13 protein-coding genes, 1 tRNA gene, 1 rRNA gene, 1 other RNA gene and 1 other annotated feature are annotated in these 15,343 nt (G+C 38.3%); of the genes, 15 read left to right on the top strand and 1 reads right to left on the bottom strand.

From position 1 onward, the window contains the following. Nucleotides 1-641: 641 nt before the first annotated feature. Complete coding sequence (locus B1R93_RS22600) at nt 642-1,607, bottom strand: YaaC family protein (protein WP_088106154.1); 966 nt, start codon at nt 1,605-1,607, stop codon at nt 642-644. Between the two features lie 129 nt (nt 1,608-1,736). Here B1R93_RS22600 and guaB point away from each other — a divergent pair, with 129 nt between their 5' ends. From guaB to B1R93_RS22525, 15 genes are all read left to right on the top strand, one after another. Further along, nucleotides 1,737-3,194, top strand: a complete 1,458-nt coding sequence (gene guaB / locus B1R93_RS22595) for an IMP dehydrogenase (protein ID WP_088106153.1) — start codon at nt 1,737-1,739, stop codon at nt 3,192-3,194. Nucleotides 3,195-3,308: 114 nt separating this feature from the next. Continuing rightward, nucleotides 3,309-4,622 (top strand): D-alanyl-D-alanine carboxypeptidase family protein, encoded by a 1,314-nt coding sequence (locus B1R93_RS22590; protein ID WP_088106157.1) that lies wholly within the window; start codon nt 3,309-3,311, stop codon nt 4,620-4,622. A 157-nt stretch (nt 4,623-4,779) separates the two neighbouring features. Then, on the top strand, nt 4,780-5,664 hold the full coding sequence (pdxS, locus tag B1R93_RS22585; RefSeq protein ID WP_088106152.1) for a pyridoxal 5'-phosphate synthase lyase subunit PdxS: 885 nt from the start codon (nt 4,780-4,782) through the stop codon (nt 5,662-5,664). 29 nt (nt 5,665-5,693) lie between these two features. Continuing rightward, on the top strand, nt 5,694-6,290 hold the full coding sequence (gene pdxT, locus B1R93_RS22580; RefSeq protein WP_088106151.1) for a pyridoxal 5'-phosphate synthase glutaminase subunit PdxT: 597 nt from the start codon (nt 5,694-5,696) through the stop codon (nt 6,288-6,290). Nucleotides 6,291-6,292: 2 nt separating this feature from the next. Next, nucleotides 6,293-6,496: a binding site (T-box leader), on the top strand. 79 nt (nt 6,497-6,575) lie between these two features. Further along, nucleotides 6,576-7,853 carry a serine--tRNA ligase gene (serS, locus tag B1R93_RS22575; RefSeq protein WP_088106150.1) on the top strand — a complete coding sequence of 426 codons (1,278 nt, stop codon included), beginning with the start codon at nt 6,576-6,578 and terminating at the stop codon, nt 7,851-7,853. Between the two features lie 209 nt (nt 7,854-8,062). After that, nucleotides 8,063-8,155 (top strand) — tRNA-Ser (locus B1R93_RS22570). A 146-nt stretch (nt 8,156-8,301) separates the two neighbouring features. Beyond that, on the top strand, nt 8,302-8,781 hold the full coding sequence (gene tadA / locus B1R93_RS22565; RefSeq protein ID WP_207634194.1) for a tRNA adenosine(34) deaminase TadA: 480 nt from the start codon (nt 8,302-8,304) through the stop codon (nt 8,779-8,781). Nucleotides 8,782-8,881: 100 nt separating this feature from the next. Continuing rightward, nucleotides 8,882-9,147, top strand: an RNA gene (ffs, locus tag B1R93_RS22560) — signal recognition particle sRNA large type. Between the two features lie 143 nt (nt 9,148-9,290). Then, complete coding sequence (gene dnaX / locus B1R93_RS22555) at nt 9,291-10,982, top strand: DNA polymerase III subunit gamma/tau (protein ID WP_088106149.1); 1,692 nt, start codon at nt 9,291-9,293, stop codon at nt 10,980-10,982. A 16-nt stretch (nt 10,983-10,998) separates the two neighbouring features. Beyond that, complete coding sequence (locus B1R93_RS22550; protein ID WP_088106148.1) at nt 10,999-11,310, top strand: YbaB/EbfC family nucleoid-associated protein; 312 nt, start codon at nt 10,999-11,001, stop codon at nt 11,308-11,310. 11 nt (nt 11,311-11,321) lie between these two features. Further along, on the top strand, nt 11,322-11,918 hold the full coding sequence (gene recR / locus B1R93_RS22545) for a recombination mediator RecR (RefSeq protein WP_088106147.1): 597 nt from the start codon (nt 11,322-11,324) through the stop codon (nt 11,916-11,918). Nucleotides 11,919-11,932: 14 nt separating this feature from the next. After that, entirely contained in the window at nt 11,933-12,154 is a 222-nt protein-coding gene (locus B1R93_RS22540; RefSeq protein ID WP_088106146.1) for a YaaL family protein, read from the top strand. Nucleotides 12,155-12,222: 68 nt separating this feature from the next. Further along, nucleotides 12,223-12,486: a pro-sigmaK processing inhibitor BofA family protein gene (locus tag B1R93_RS22535; RefSeq protein WP_088106155.1), complete on the top strand. Its 264-nt coding sequence runs from the start codon at nt 12,223-12,225 to the stop codon at nt 12,484-12,486. A gap of 169 nt (nt 12,487-12,655) precedes the next feature. Continuing rightward, a complete protein-coding gene (locus B1R93_RS22530) occupies nt 12,656-14,920 on the top strand; it encodes a YcdB/YcdC domain-containing protein (RefSeq protein ID WP_088106145.1) in 2,265 nt (754 codons plus the stop codon). 345 nt (nt 14,921-15,265) lie between these two features. Next, a 16S ribosomal RNA gene (locus tag B1R93_RS22525) occupies nt 15,266-15,343 on the top strand; the annotation flags it as partial.

Below are 15,343 nucleotides of genomic sequence, written 5' to 3'. Positions count from 1 at the left end.
TTAAGCAGAAAGGCGCTGAAGAGCCTGGTCCGGAGGAGCAGCGTCTTCATTGATTAAGCCGATGGAGTCATCGTGAGTAAACATCGAAGAAAAACAACATGCCCCCCCTGTGAGACGAGACGGTTCTCTTCGTACCCCTTCATGACTGAACTATGAAACGAAACGGCATGCATCACATCCCCGTAGAAGAGAATCGTTGAGCCAGGACGTTGCCAGGCAGATAAAGCATAACCCAAAGGGTTATGCTTTTTTATTTATATAAGGGTTACGCACGTAAGCGCTGAAGAGTCTGGTCAGAGTATCGTCTTGACTAAGCCTGATGAAAGCACCACGTGCCCTTGTGAGACGGTAAGTAGATAAGGTATGGCCACCATACTCTAATGTGTAGAAGAACCGGTTTAGAGGCATTATCTTCATCAGTACTGGGTCGATACTCGCAGAGACATCTAAAAAGACATATTCATACTCGAAAATTAAAAAATGATGAGAAAGCAAGACTGATAAGGGCTCATGCATTATAGAACTTGTAATTAGTAAGATACTTTCTCAACAAAATATCCCACTCAAAGAAAATACCGTCTTTATTTGACATGAGATGGGAGTAAAGAAACAGACTTACTTGAAAATTAAGGTCTGTTTCTTTATGTTTTAGGACGAAGAAAGTAAAAAAGATAGTATGGGATTTTCTCTTGGGCAACCTCTAGGAATCGTAAAATAAACGGTAAGTCTGTTCCGTCGATTGTGTGAATTAGTTCCCCCCACCATTCCGTTTCATACCGACAAATCATGCTTAAATTATATAATAATAAATAGTGAACGGTGAGTTCAGGTATTAGGCGATAATCATCTCGTTTTTTTAATAAAAAAGCATTTTTATTTACGTCAAATAAAAAAGGTGGGGAAAAAAATGTAGATGGTTTATTTTTAAAAGAAATAACCAAATCAGATTTTTGTTCTTTTACAGCTAAAGCTAATTGAGTTGGTATTGAGTTCGTTATATATTGATTAAGAAATTGCTCAAAACGATTTGGTGTCATATGATAGCTATCAAGTAATTGAGATGAGAATAAAAAAGATGAAGCCTCTTGCTTTCCTTTTACAGAGATCGTTTCGTGCTGAAGGAGACTAAACATTTCATGCATCTCTGGGATTTGTTTTAATAAACTATCCATTCGATATTTTTCACCATCAAAATGTTTCATGTGAAACATTTTGTCTAAAAAGTGAGAATAAAGACCGTTTTTCTGTATTTTTACTTCGTCCTCAAGAAAACGGTAACTTGTTTTTTTTCTTTTTCTAGTTGTGACCCCATGTGCTAAAACTTGTGAGGATTCAGGGTAACTAGGGTCTCTCGTTAAAATACAAGCCTTCATAAATTGAACGGTCCCATAAAAAAGGAGCATAGGACGCAATTCAATAGGAGCTGTTGTTGCTTGTTCAAAGTAAAGCTGACCATGGTGTAGGTGGTAAATAAACGAGTAGCAATTTTGATATCCTTTTGCATTTGGTTGCTTTATGTTATATGCTTCATAACAGTTAGTTAAATAAGAACGAGTATATGAAGCGGAATAGAAAGGGATTAGTGGTTTTAAAAAAGCTTGGTTCATAAAAAATCACCTTTTGTCTATAAATTCGGAAAAGTCGGACTTAATGTCTGTTCTTGACAGTAGTTTACCCAATTGTTAAGCTACTAATAATATTTTTACGAAATGAGCATTTGGAGAGGATGAATGTTTATGTGGGAGAATAAGTTTGAGAAGGAAGGCCTCACATTTGATGATGTATTGTTAGTTCCAGCAAAGTCTGAAGTATTGCCACGTGATGTATCTGTTAAAACGAAGCTTTCTGACAAATTACAGTTGAACATTCCGATTATTAGTGCAGGGATGGATACTGTAACTGAGGCGAAAATGGCAATTGCCATCGCTCGAGAAGGCGGTTTAGGTATTATTCACAAAAACATGTCAATTGAAGAACAAGCCGAGCATGTTGATCGTGTTAAACGTTCTGAGAGTGGTGTTATTACAAATCCTTTTTATTTGACACCAGATCGCCAAGTATTCGATGCAGAGCATTTAATGGGTAAGTACCGTATTTCAGGGGTGCCAATTGTTGATGAGGAACAAAAGCTTGTTGGTATTTTAACAAACCGTGATTTACGCTTTATTGAAGATTACTCCATTAGAATTGATGAGGTAATGACGAAAGAAAATCTTGTTACAGCTCCTGTGGGAACTACTTTACAAGAAGCAGAGAAGATTCTCCAAAAGTATAAAATTGAAAAACTCCCACTTGTTGATGACAATGGAATATTAAAAGGGTTAATTACGATTAAGGATATTGAAAAAGTAATTGAATTTCCGAATTCAGCAAAGGATTCACAAGGAAGATTAGTTGTTGGTGCAGCTATTGGAGTTTCAGCTGATGCAGATATTCGAATTGCAGCCCTAGTTGAAGCTGGGGTTGATGCGATTGTTATTGATACCGCTCACGGACATTCTAAGGGCGTATTAGATAAAGTACGAGCAGTTCGTGATAAATATCCTGACTTAACAATTATTGCAGGAAATGTCGCTACAGCAGAGGCAACTCGTGATTTAATTGAAGCAGGAGTAAGTGTTGTTAAAGTAGGAATTGGTCCTGGTTCCATTTGTACGACTCGAATTGTTGCTGGAATTGGTGTCCCACAAGTTACAGCTGTATATGATTGTGCGTCTGAAGCTCGTAAATACGGTGTACCGATTATTGCTGACGGTGGAATTAAATATTCTGGTGATATTGTAAAGGCTCTTGCAGCTGGTGGACATGCAGTTATGCTTGGAAGCTTACTTGCAGGTGTAAGCGAGAGTCCTGGTGAACGCGAAATTTACCAAGGAAGACAGTTTAAAGTTTATAGAGGTATGGGCTCATTAGGTGCAATGGAAAAAGGAAGTAAGGATCGTTATTTCCAAGAGAATGCTCAAAAACTTGTCCCTGAAGGTATTGAAGGAAGAATCCCTTATAAAGGACCATTAAACGATACGATTCATCAATTAGTTGGAGGTATCCGTGCTGGAATGGGGTACTGTGGTACTGCAACACTAGAGGAATTACGTAACAACGGTAAATTTATCCGTATTACCGGAGCTGGGCTTAGAGAGAGCCATCCACATGATGTTCAAATCACAAAAGAAGCGCCAAATTACTCACTTTAATGAATGTAATTGGAAAATAGATAGAGTCTTCTCTATCTATTTTTTTGTACCTTCTTATGATAAAATAACCTCTGTGTGAAAAGTAGTGGAGGTGGAGAGGTGAAACAACCAATTATGAAAAAATGGTTTGTAGCAATGCTTGCGGTTGTCATGATGTTTACGTTAATTATTCAACCGAAACCAGTAGAGGCTGCCCTAGACTTAAAAGCAGAATCAGCCATTCTTGTTGATGCAGCAACGGGGAAAATATTGTATCAAAAAAACATAGATGCAATTTTACCAACGGCTAGTATGACAAAAATGATGAGTGAGTATTTAATACTCGAAGCGATTTCTCAAGGGAAGATTAAGTGGGATCAACAAGTTCCAATTAGTGATTTTGTTCGATCACTATCATTGAAAATTGATTTATCAAACGTTCCTTTAAGACAGGATGCAACATATACAGTGAAACAGCTTTATGAGTCGGTTGCTATTTACTCAGCAAATGCATCGACAATTGCACTTGCTGAACTAATTGCTGGCTCAGAAACAGCCTTTGTAAAAATGATGAATGATAAGGGCGCTGAGCTAGGTTTAGAGGATTATGAATTTGTTAATTCAACGGGTTTAAATAATAGTGATTTACAAGGAAATCATCCAGAAGGAACGGGTGAAATCGCTGAGAACATGATGTCAGCAAGAGCAACAGCTAAGCTTGCTTACTCACTTTTAAGAGATTATCCAGAGGTTCTTGAAACTGCAAGTATTTCTAAAAAAGATTTCCAAGCTGGGACTGAAGAAGTCATTCCTATGGAAAACTGGAACTGGATGCTTAAAGATATCCGTCCTCAGCACGATTATGAAGGAATTGATGGGTTAAAAACAGGCTATACTGCGGAAGCTGGTAACTGTTTTACCGGAACCGCAGAGCGAAACGGTATGAGGTTAATTTCTGTAGTCATGCGGACAGGTTCTCGAGATGATCGCTTTAATGAAACGAGAAAGCTACTAGATTATGGCTTTAATAGTTTCTCACACCAAGAACTTGTAGATGCAGGATTTTCTCCTGAAGGAGAAAATACAATTCCCGTTGTTGCTGGTAAAGAAAAAGAAGTAACGATTTCTAGTTCTGAACCACTTTCAGCTGTGATAAAAAATGGCGAGGAAGAGGCTTATAAGCCTGCATTGGCATTAAATCCTGATGTTCTTAATGGACAAGGGGAATTAGTGGCACCAATTGAAGCAGGTCAAGCTGTTGGTACATTAACTCTTTCGTATAGTGGTGAGGGAACAGAAGAATATTTATATGCTAATCAACGAACAGAAGTACCTGTTGTAACAGAATCTGCAATAGAAAAAGCCGGATGGTTTACAATGACTATGCGTGCAATTGGCGGGTTCTTCTCAGGTATCTGGTCAAGTGTTGTCGGCTTGTTCGGCAGTTAAGTTAATAAAATGATCATAAAATTGGAGCTGCATTTTGCGTAGCTCCAATTTCGTGCTAAAATAGATAACAGAAAATTTACCGAAACTTGTCTAATTGGGTTATACTAGTGAAGGATATAAATCAATCATGTAAGGAACGGTATAGGAGGAATTACATATGAGTCAAACAGGAACGGACAGAGTAAAACGTGGAATGGCAGAAATGCAAAAGGGTGGCGTCATTATGGACGTTATCAATGCCGAACAAGCAAAAATTGCTGAAGCTGCTGGTGCAGTAGCCGTAATGGCATTAGAGCGTGTACCTGCTGATATTCGTGCAGCTGGTGGAGTAGCGCGTATGGCTGACCCAACGATTGTTGAAGAAGTTTTAAATGCAGTTTCGATTCCAGTAATGGCAAAAGCACGTATTGGACATATCGTTGAAGCGCGTATTCTAGAAGCGATGGGCGTTGATTACATTGATGAAAGTGAAGTTTTAACTCCAGCAGATGAAGTTTATCACTTATATAAGCGCGATTTTACAGTACCTTTTGTTTGTGGAGCACGTGACTTAGGAGAAGCTTCCCGCCGTATTGGTGAAGGTGCATCGATGATCCGTACAAAAGGTGAGCCTGGAACAGGAAATATTGTTGAAGCTGTGCGTCATATGCGTATGATGCAAGCACAAATTAAAAAGGTAGCTTCTATGTCAACAGACGAGTTAATGACAGAAGCGAAAAACTTAGGAGCTCCTTATGAAATTCTTTTAGAAATTAAAGAAACAGGAAAGCTTCCAGTTGTAAACTTTGCAGCGGGTGGAATTGCAACACCAGCAGATGCTGCTTTAATGATGCAGCTTGGCTGCGATGGTGTATTCGTAGGATCTGGTATCTTCAAATCAGATAACCCTGAAAAGTTTGCTCGTGCAATTGTTGAGGCAACGACTCATTATGAGGATTATGCTCTTATTGCTGAACTTTCAAAAGGACTAGGAACAGCAATGAAGGGAATTGAAATCTCTACATTACAACCAACAGAACGTATGCAGGAGCGCGGTTGGTAATCTGGATATAGGGAAGGAAAGGGACTAATATGGTGAAAATAGGTGTACTAGCGCTACAAGGTGCTGTACGTGAGCATGTGAAATGCTTACAAGCTCCCCATATTGATGTCGTGATTGTGAAAAAGGTTGAACAGCTTTCGGAATTAGATGGCCTTGTTCTTCCTGGTGGAGAAAGTACCACAATGCGTCGATTAATTGATAAATATGAATTCTTTGAACCACTTAAAGCTTTTGCTGCTGAAGGTAAGCCGATTTTCGGAACGTGTGCTGGGCTAATTTTAATGGCAACAGAAATCATTGGCCAGGACGAAGGGCATCTTGCTTTAATTGATATGAAGGTGCAACGTAATGCCTTTGGAAGGCAACGTGAAAGCTTTGAAACGGATTTACTCGTAACCGGGATTGATAATGATGTAAGAGCAGTATTTATTCGAGCGCCGTTAATTGTTGAAGTTGGGGAGAATGTAGAAGTCCTTTCTAAATACGGTGATGAAATTGTTGCAGCTAGACAAGGACGTTTCTTAGCTTGCTCTTTTCACCCAGAATTAACGGATGATCATCGTTTCCATCAATACTTCGCAAAGATAGTTGAAGAGGCAAAACAAGAACGATTAACATCTGCATAAGGAAAAACATGCTGATAGGGAATAGTAAGAAGCAAAGCTTGTTCAGAGAGCCAATGGTTGGTGCGAATTGGTGAAGTGAGTTTCTGAATCCACCCTTGAATGGGAGGCTGAAAATAGTAGGTCTCTCCGGTTAATAACCGTTATCTGTTTGAGGTGGTTCTTACAAGAACAACAAGGGTGGTAACGCGGGTGCTCTCGTCCCTTCTTCTACGGAAGGGGTGAGGGCTTTTTTCTTTATCTTAAAGTTTGGTAAAATAGCAAAGAGATTAGTGAGGAGGCAAAACCATGTTAGATGTAAAGCGATTGCGTAGTAATTTTGCTGAAATTAAAGAAAAGTTAGCGACTAGAGGAGAAGATATTTCAGGTCTTGATCGTTTTGAACAATTAGATGAAACTCGACGCAAGATCATTGTTGAGGTAGAAGAGTTAAAAAGTAAACGTAATCAAGTTTCTCAAGATGTGGCCCAGCTTAAACGTGAGAAAAAGGATGCCGACCATCTTATTAAAGAAATGCGTGATGTATCTGAGCGAATTAAGCAATTAGATGAAGAGCTACGTACAATTGAAACGGAATTTGATGATTTGTTATTAACGATCCCGAATGTACCTCATGAAAGTGTACCAGTTGGCGAAACAGAGGATGATAATGTTGAAGTTAGAAACTGGGGTGAAGTTCGCTCATTTGGATTTGAACCAAAGCCTCATTGGGATGTCGCAACTGATTTAGGAATACTAGATTTTGAGCGTGCGTCTAAAGTAACTGGAAGCCGTTTTGTTTTTTATAAAGGGTTAGGTGCTCGCTTAGAACGTGCGTTAATGAACTTTATGATGGATTTGCATCAAGATCAACATGGGTATGAGGAAATTCTACCACCATATATGGTAAACCGTCTTAGCATGACAGGGACAGGGCAACTTCCTAAATTTGAAGAAGATGCTTTTAAAATTCGTGAAGAAGACTATTTCCTTATCCCAACGGCTGAAGTTCCGGTTACGAACCTTCATCGTGATGAAATATTGAATGTGGAGCAGCTCCCAATTGGTTATACCGCTTTTAGTGCTTGTTTCCGTTCTGAAGCGGGATCGGCTGGCCGTGATACACGTGGGTTAATTCGTCAGCACCAATTTAATAAGGTTGAACTTGTTCGTTTTGTGAAGCCAGAGGATTCTTATGACCAATTAGAGTTATTAACAGGTCATGCAGAAAAGGTATTACAGCTTCTGAAGCTCCCGTATCGTGTCATGAGCATGTGTACCGCTGATTTAGGATTTACAGCAGCAAAAAAGTACGATATTGAAGTGTGGATACCAAGTTATGATACGTACCGTGAAATCTCTTCTTGTAGTAATTTTGAGGATTTCCAAGCACGTCGAGCAAACATAAAATTCCGTCGTGATGCTAAAGCGAAAGCTGAATTTGTCCATACTCTTAACGGTTCAGGCTTGGCAATCGGTAGAACAGTTGCAGCGATATTGGAAAATTATCAGCAAGAAGATGGTTCTGTTGAAATACCAGAAGTACTTAGACCGTATATGGGCAATCTCGAGTCCATTTCTAAGTAAGAAAAGTGGGATGAGGGCATTGAAAAAGGGAAAAGCACCCTTTTTCAGTGCCCTCTGATTTTTACCTTTCCAGTGGTCTTTTAGAAATGAGCTACGTGTTTTTCAGAGTTCATTCTTTTGGTATACACTCCTTATTTAATATTTAATAAAAAAAAGACTTGCAGCTTGTCCAATAGTTTGATAAGATATTCTTTGTCAGCAAGTTATTCGGAGGAATACCCAAGTCCGGCTGAAGGGATCGGTCTTGAAAACCGACAGGCGGGTTAAACCGCGCGGGGGTTCGAATCCCTCTTCCTCCGCCATATTACATATTACACTACCTGAAAAGGTAGTGTTTTTTTATAGGCATTACAGCGCCGGCCGCCGACTGTAAGGAGGCTCGTATTTATAAATGACATAATGGTAATACCTTAAAAGGAGGTTACACCAATAGAAGGGGGGAGATGCTGTGGAGCATGAGGATTGGATGAGAGTTGCATTAAAGGAAGCGGACAAGGCAGAAGCAATTGGTGAAGTTCCGATTGGAGCGATTATCGTTAAAGGTGGTAAGCTGATTGCAGCTGCTCATAATCGGAGAGAAACGGATCAACAGGCGTTAGCTCATGCAGAATTACTTGTCATTAAAGAAGCATGTCAAAAACTAGGCACTTGGAGATTAACTGAATGTGTTCTATATGTTACACTCGAGCCTTGTCCAATGTGTGCAGGTGCCATTGTCCAATCTCGAATTGAACATGTTGTTTTTGGTGCAACTGACCCAAAGGCGGGGTGTGCAGGTACATTAATGAATCTTCTTAAAGAGCCTCGGTTTAATCATGAGAGTGAGGTTACGTCTGGTTGTTTAGGAGAAGAGTGTGGGGCGCGGCTAACCCACTTTTTCCGCCAGCTAAGAGATAAAAAACGTGCAAAAAAACTAGATAATTGCTGAATTTCCTTTTCTTCCTGATTCTTACGGTTGTAATTTTTATTTAAATGAACTATACTAAGAAATGCGTCCAATTAGACGCCTAACAATGTTATACAATTTGCCGTGCTAGGTGGGGAGGTAGCGGTGCCCTGTACTCGCAATCCGCTATAGCGGGACTGAATTCCTTTCTGAGGTTTTGTCATCGTGAGGTCTGCCCTAGGCAAGTGGTGTTGACGCTTGGGTTCTACGCAACGGAAACCCATGAACCCTGTCAGGTCCGGAAGGAAGCAGCAGTAAGTGGACCCTTTCGTGTGCCGTAGAGTCGCCTGGGCTGAGCTAACTACCTAGGTAACGCTTGGGATGACCTTATCAAAGAAAGGTGCACGGTATTTAATTTTATAATATAAAACAATCACTTAAAAAGTGGTTGTTTTTTTATATAGTCGGAGCTCATTTGTCATATCCCTATGAAAACAACTGTAAAATCGTTATAATAAAAAAAGAGCTCTGTTTATGAAAGAGGTGGTGGGATGAGTTATCAGGCTTTGTATCGCGTGTGGCGACCACAATTATTACAAGATGTCGTTGGCCAACAGCATATTACAAAAACACTCCAAAATGCTTTGTTACAAGAGAAGTTTTCCCACGCCTACTTGTTTTCGGGTCCTCGTGGTACTGGGAAGACAAGTGCTGCAAAAATTATTGCAAAAGCAATTAATTGCAAACAGGCTCCTGTGGCAGAACCATGTAATGAATGTGTGGCCTGTAAAGGTATAACCTCAGGTGCGATTGTTGATGTAATGGAAATTGATGCTGCATCGAATAACGGTGTAGATGAAATTCGAGATATTCGTGATAAAGTTAAATTTTCTCCGAATGAGGTTCGTTATAAAGTGTACATTATTGATGAGGTACACATGCTTTCGACCGGTGCCTTTAACGCTTTATTAAAGACATTAGAGGAGCCACCAGGTCATGTCATTTTTATTTTGGCGACAACAGAGCCTCACAAGATTCCATTAACGATTATTTCAAGGTGCCAACGATTTGATTTTAAACGAATCCCAAATGAAGCGATTGTCGATCGAATGAAACGTATATTAGCTCATGACGGAATTGAGGCTGAAGATGATGCCTTAATGATGATTGCGCGTGCAGCTGACGGTGGAATGCGTGATGCTCTAAGTTTACTCGACCAAGCAATTTCATTTGCCGAAGAGCAATTACGTTTACAAGATGTTCTTGAAATAACGGGAGCGGTCTCTCAACATGTTTTAACCGAGATGGTTTTAGCGATAAATAGTGGCGACACTGCTAATGTATTGAAGTTGCTTGACCAAGTCGTTCGTGATGGGAAAGACCCAATGCGTTTTATAGAAGATTTCATTTATTATTTTCGAGACATTCTCTTGTATAGGACTGCACCACAGGCAGAAGCATTGTTAGAACGTGCGAAAGTGACCGATGAATTTAAAGCAATCGTTGAGCAGTTTGAACCTGGGTGGTTATATAGTGCGATTGCTTCTTTAAATGAAAGTCAATCTGAAATGAAATGGTCTGCTCATCCGAAAGTATTATTGGAGTTAGCTCTAATAAAACTTATGAGTCAAAGAGTTGAACCAATAAAGCAGGATAGTAGTGCTTCAAGTGATGTTTTTCAACAGCTAACAGTAAAAGTTCAAGAGCTGGAAAAAGCCCTACAACATGTGAAAGCAAATGGTATTCAAACTACTGAATCCCAGCAACAAGCTTCTACACCACAACGACGTCCTAAGAAACAAATTCCTCAAACAAGAATAGCAACAGCTCAGGTGAAGGAGCTATTAAAAGATGCTAATAAACAAAGCTTGCAGGAGTTTAGTGGTAAATGGGGAGAAGTAATGGAGAGAATTAAAACTCAAAATATTCCTGCTCATGCTTGGCTTAGTGACTGTCGACCTGTTGCAGCATCATCTAAAGGATTACTTCTAGCGTTTCAAAACGAGATGCATCGTGATATGATTGATACAAAGTTCCGAGAATTTTTGGAAGGCACTCTTCAAGGAATTTTCCAACGTCCTATTCAATTTTTTACGTTGCTACATACGCACTGGGAAAAGGTAAAGGAAGAGTATGTGAAAGATCAACAAGGCTCCTCAGATAAAGAAAATGAACCTGATCCAGTTGTAGAAGAAGCAATAAAATTAGTCGGAGAAGACTTAATTGAATTTGTAGATCAATAACTAGGAGGCTTTTAAAATGAAAAACATGGGTAATATGATGAAGCAAATGCAAAAAATGCAAAAGCAAATGATGAAGGCACAGGAAGAGTTAAAGGAGAAAACGGTTGAAGCTACAGCGGGCGGTGGCATGGTAACCGTAATTGCAAGTGGTGATAAGCGGATTCTTGATGTGAAAATAGCTGAGGATGTTGTTGATCCCGATGATATTGAAATGCTACAAGATTTAATCTTAGCAGCAACAAATGAGGCGCTTAAGCTTGTGGATGAGCTTGTTGAGCAAGACATGGGTAAGTTTACTAAAGGGATGAATATTCCTGGTATGTTCTAGGAGGGAACGTGTTGCAGTATCCTGAACCGATAGCGAAATTAATTGATGGGTTTATGAGATTGCCAGGTATTGGGCCTAAGACGGCGAGCCGCCTGGCTTTTTTCGTTTTAGATATGAAAGAAGATGATGTTCTTGATTTTGCAAAGGCACTTGTTAATGCTAAACGTAATTTGACTTATTGCTCCGTTTGCCATAACATCACGGATTCGGATCCTTGTCGTATTTGTGAGGATACCCATCGAGATAAATCAATTGTTTGTGTTGTTCAAGAAGCGAAAGATGTTATTGCAATGGAAAAGATGAAAGAGTACCGTGGAGATTATCACGTTTTACACGGTGCCATTTCACCAATGGATGGGATTGGACCTGAAGATATTAAAATCCCTGAATTGCTAAAACGATTGCAAAGCGATGTCATTCAAGAAGTGATTATTGCGACCAACCCAACGATTGAAGGAGAGGCAACTGCTATGTATATTTCAAGACTAGTCAAGCCGACTGGGATTAAAGTGACGAGAATTGCACATGGATTACCTGTCGGTGGAGATTTAGAATATGCAGATGAAGTGACTCTTTCAAAGGCGATAGAAGGCAGAAGAGAACTATAAGGCAGGGATTAATCATGCTCTTCAGAAGAAAGGGAATCATTCGAAAAAAAGAAAATGAACGATTGCTTGAAAATATTGAAATCATGAAACAGCGGTACAACAATCAAAAGCATGTGATTTATCATAGTGTTGAGCCCTCGGATGAAGTCGTTTTCCGGGCAAAGCTAACAGAGTCTCTTTATACTTTTTTATTAAGAGAAGCGCGCGTTCGTAAAGCAACGAAGAACAAACTATAAGGTTTGTTCTTTTTTTTGTGAAACTGCATATACTGACGGTAAAGACAAGCAGTTATGAGGTGATGAACATCGATCCAATTGTTATTGTTATGCTTTTAGGTGGCTTAATTTTAATGTTACTCATTGTAGGTGCGCCAATTAAGCCAATTAGATTTATAGGAAATATAGGTGTGAAGCTTATAGTAGGATGCTTATTATTATTCTTTGTGAATGCCTTTGGTTCTTTTATTGATTTTCATATTCCAATCAACGGAGTAACCGCAGCAGTTTCAGGTTTACTCGGAATACCAGGAGTAGCTTTGTTAATAGTTGTAAAGTTCTTTATTTTATAAGTAACCCCAGTACGGAACTCGTTATACATAAATAACGAGTTTTTTTTCTGGAAAATGTTTATTTAATACCAAATAATAAACAAATTTCCAAAAATTTATATACAATTACATGGAATTTATTGTATAGTAGCAAGTGAGTTAATCGTCACAAACTATTAGGAGGGATATTTTGAGACAAGTAAAGAAAGTAACCATGGCAACAGCATGTTTAGTAGCACTTACAGGAGTATTTGCAACAAGTGGACAAGCAAACTTTACGACTTTGGAAGAACAACAAAGAAATATACCAATCGAAATTTCATCAAGTCAAACAATTGTAGAAAAAAGTGAACTAATTAAAAGGTTTAAAGAGTTGTTTCCTGGAAAGTTCGATTACTTAAATAACAGTGATTTCTATATGCATAATGGATACAGATATTATGATGATGAAGACGAAACGATTCGTTATTCATTATCATTCCATAAAGAAGTAAAGGGTCAAATGATTAGTGGGGATATTGGTTTTATAGGTGAAGATTTAAAAGTAGAACACTTCTATTACAGCCCAGGGAACGAGGCAGAAGCTTCATTTCCACCTAAGGTAAGCGAAGAAGAGGCACAAAAAATCGCCAAAGAATTTTTAACGAATTTAAACGTTGATGACAATTATCGTCTAGATGATACATACCAAGACTATTATTATGATTCTGATATAAACCGGCCATTAACTGAACCTGTGAGATATAATTTCTCATTTGTAAAAGAAAAAGACGGAGTTGCTATTTCTGACCAAAGAATCCAAGTGACGATTTTAGGGAATGGAGAAGTTACTCAGTTCCATACTCAGCAGCCACCGAAAAAACAAACGTTTGACAAGTTAGATAATATTGTAGAGAAGGCTGAAATCAGCAAAAAGTTCAAAGAAAATCTATCAATCGATCTACAATATCAAGTAGAATATGAGCCTTATTCAGGTGAGGCCTATGCTAACTTAGTATATGTTCCTTTTAATACTATTAGTGGAATTCATGCGGAAAACCAAAAATGGTTGACTTATAATGGCTTTAAAGACGTTTTTCCTAAGCAGACCGATATTAAGATGTTAGCAGATAAACCTGTTGATCTTAGTAACAAAGGTGAATTTACAGTTGAAAAAGCAAGAGAAATTGCAGAGGATATTTTAGCTACAAATTCCAATGATATTAAACTTCGAATTGAGAGCGTGGACTTAAGAGAAGACCATTTAGGTAGAGAGGTTATTAGTGTTCATTATATGTATGAATATCGTAATGGTGGCTATGGTACAACTCTTGAGTTCAATAAAGAAACTGGTGATATGATTAATTACCATAATATTTTACGTAGTGTAATGAATGATTTAGAAGGTAACAAGAATATTGCAAACAATTACAGTTATCAACAAGCTCTTACAAAAGCGACTGAATATGTGAAGAAATATGTGCCTTCTTATCTGCATTACTATTCAATGCCTGTAAATGAACAAGCATACTATAATAATTATAATGGAGAATATCAATTTACTTTCCCAAGAGTGAAAGACGGAATTATCGTCATGGGTGACCAAATCTCAGTAGGAGTATCGGCTGAAGATGGTTCCTTTACTTCAATTAATGTAAATCATTTTGAGTTAGATACATGGCCTTCTGTAGATGATGTATTAAGTGAGGAAGATGCACTTGAGATGTTTTCGACTAATTTAGATACTTCATTGCGATATGAAAGAGGTATCCAGAATGAAGACGAACATCATTACTTTAGTATTTATTTACCGGTATTCAACGAGAAAGAAATGAATTTCTTAAATGCAATTACAGGTGAATGGAGAAGTGAACAGGAAAAAGAAGAACCCATTTTTCTTTCTCATCCTTGGGCTGAAAAAGAAATTAACTATTTATTAAACTCAAAAATTTTAAAAGTCGATGATATCACGACGTTCGATGCTAATGAAAAGATCTCTAAAGGAAAAGCTCTTGAAGTTATGATTAAATCTTTAACTAGAATGTACCCTGATTATTACCGTGGTGACACCGAGAATATTAATCATACATTTGAGAATATTGAGCCTGACCATCCTCTTTTCCAAGTAGTAGAGCAAGCAGTAAATATGGGTATCCTTGATAAGGAAAAGACGACGTTCCCTGAAGAGGAAATGTTAACTAGAGAAGAATTAGCTGTTTGGTATATTCGTGCTTTAGGATTAGAGGAAGCGGCAAAGCGTAACCATATCTTTAAAGTACCATTTAAAGACTCTAGTCAAATTACTGATCAGTATAGAGGGTATGTGGTATTAGCAGAGGAATTAGGATTATTAACTACAAGCAATGATCGTTTTAATCCTACTCAGAAAATAACATATGCACAAATTGCTGTATCAAGCTTTAGGTTTGCAAGAAAAGCTTCTGAACAAAGACCATATCATCGTTACTATTATTAGAAGGTGAAAAGAGGCTCCGATTTGAGGAGCTTCTTTTTATTTTGATTAGAGGGCAGTGGCTGCACTCTTCGATTTCAAAAAAAAATAAAAAAGTGTTGTATAGTAATAATAAATTATGTTATATTAATTTTTGTCGCTCAAATAGCGACGGAAACAAAAAAACACAACAAAAGAGTTGACTTAGGTGTTTAGCTATGTTATATTAATAAAGTCGCCATTGAGCGATGCATAAGTTCTTTGAAAACTGAACAAAAGCCAAGCGAAAAGAGAGACAGTTTAAATGTTCTTTTCATTTAAACCAATCTCGTCAATTTATTTTTTATTCGAGCTAATCAGCTCACCATTTTTATGGAGAGTTTGATCCTGGCTCAGGACGAACGCTGGCGGCGTGCCTAATACATGCAAGTCGAGCGGACTGATTAA

Origin of the sequence: Halalkalibacter urbisdiaboli (genome assembly GCF_002156385.1) — a bacterium.
GTDB classification, from domain to species: domain Bacteria; phylum Bacillota; class Bacilli; order Bacillales; family Bacillaceae_D; genus Halalkalibacter_A; species Halalkalibacter_A urbisdiaboli.
Note: the sequence above shows the minus strand (reverse complement) of the source record. Positions and strands in the feature narration are given on the sequence as shown.

Bases quoted from the DNA above. Each gene is read 5' to 3' on its own strand.
- B1R93_RS22600 (WP_088106154.1), bottom strand. From the start codon at position 1,607: ATGAACCAAGCTTTTTTAAAACCACTAATCCCTTTCTATTCCGCTTCA.
- guaB (WP_088106153.1), top strand. From the start codon at position 1,737: ATGTGGGAGAATAAGTTTGAGAAGGAAGGCCTCACATTTGATGATGTA.
- B1R93_RS22590 (WP_088106157.1), top strand. From the start codon at position 3,309: ATGAAAAAATGGTTTGTAGCAATGCTTGCGGTTGTCATGATGTTTACG.
- pdxS (WP_088106152.1), top strand. From the start codon at position 4,780: ATGAGTCAAACAGGAACGGACAGAGTAAAACGTGGAATGGCAGAAATG.
- pdxT (WP_088106151.1), top strand. From the start codon at position 5,694: ATGGTGAAAATAGGTGTACTAGCGCTACAAGGTGCTGTACGTGAGCAT.
- serS (WP_088106150.1), top strand. From the start codon at position 6,576: ATGTTAGATGTAAAGCGATTGCGTAGTAATTTTGCTGAAATTAAAGAA.
- dnaX (WP_088106149.1), top strand. From the start codon at position 9,291: ATGAGTTATCAGGCTTTGTATCGCGTGTGGCGACCACAATTATTACAA.
- B1R93_RS22550 (WP_088106148.1), top strand. From the start codon at position 10,999: ATGAAAAACATGGGTAATATGATGAAGCAAATGCAAAAAATGCAAAAG.
- B1R93_RS22540 (WP_088106146.1), top strand. From the start codon at position 11,933: ATGCTCTTCAGAAGAAAGGGAATCATTCGAAAAAAAGAAAATGAACGA.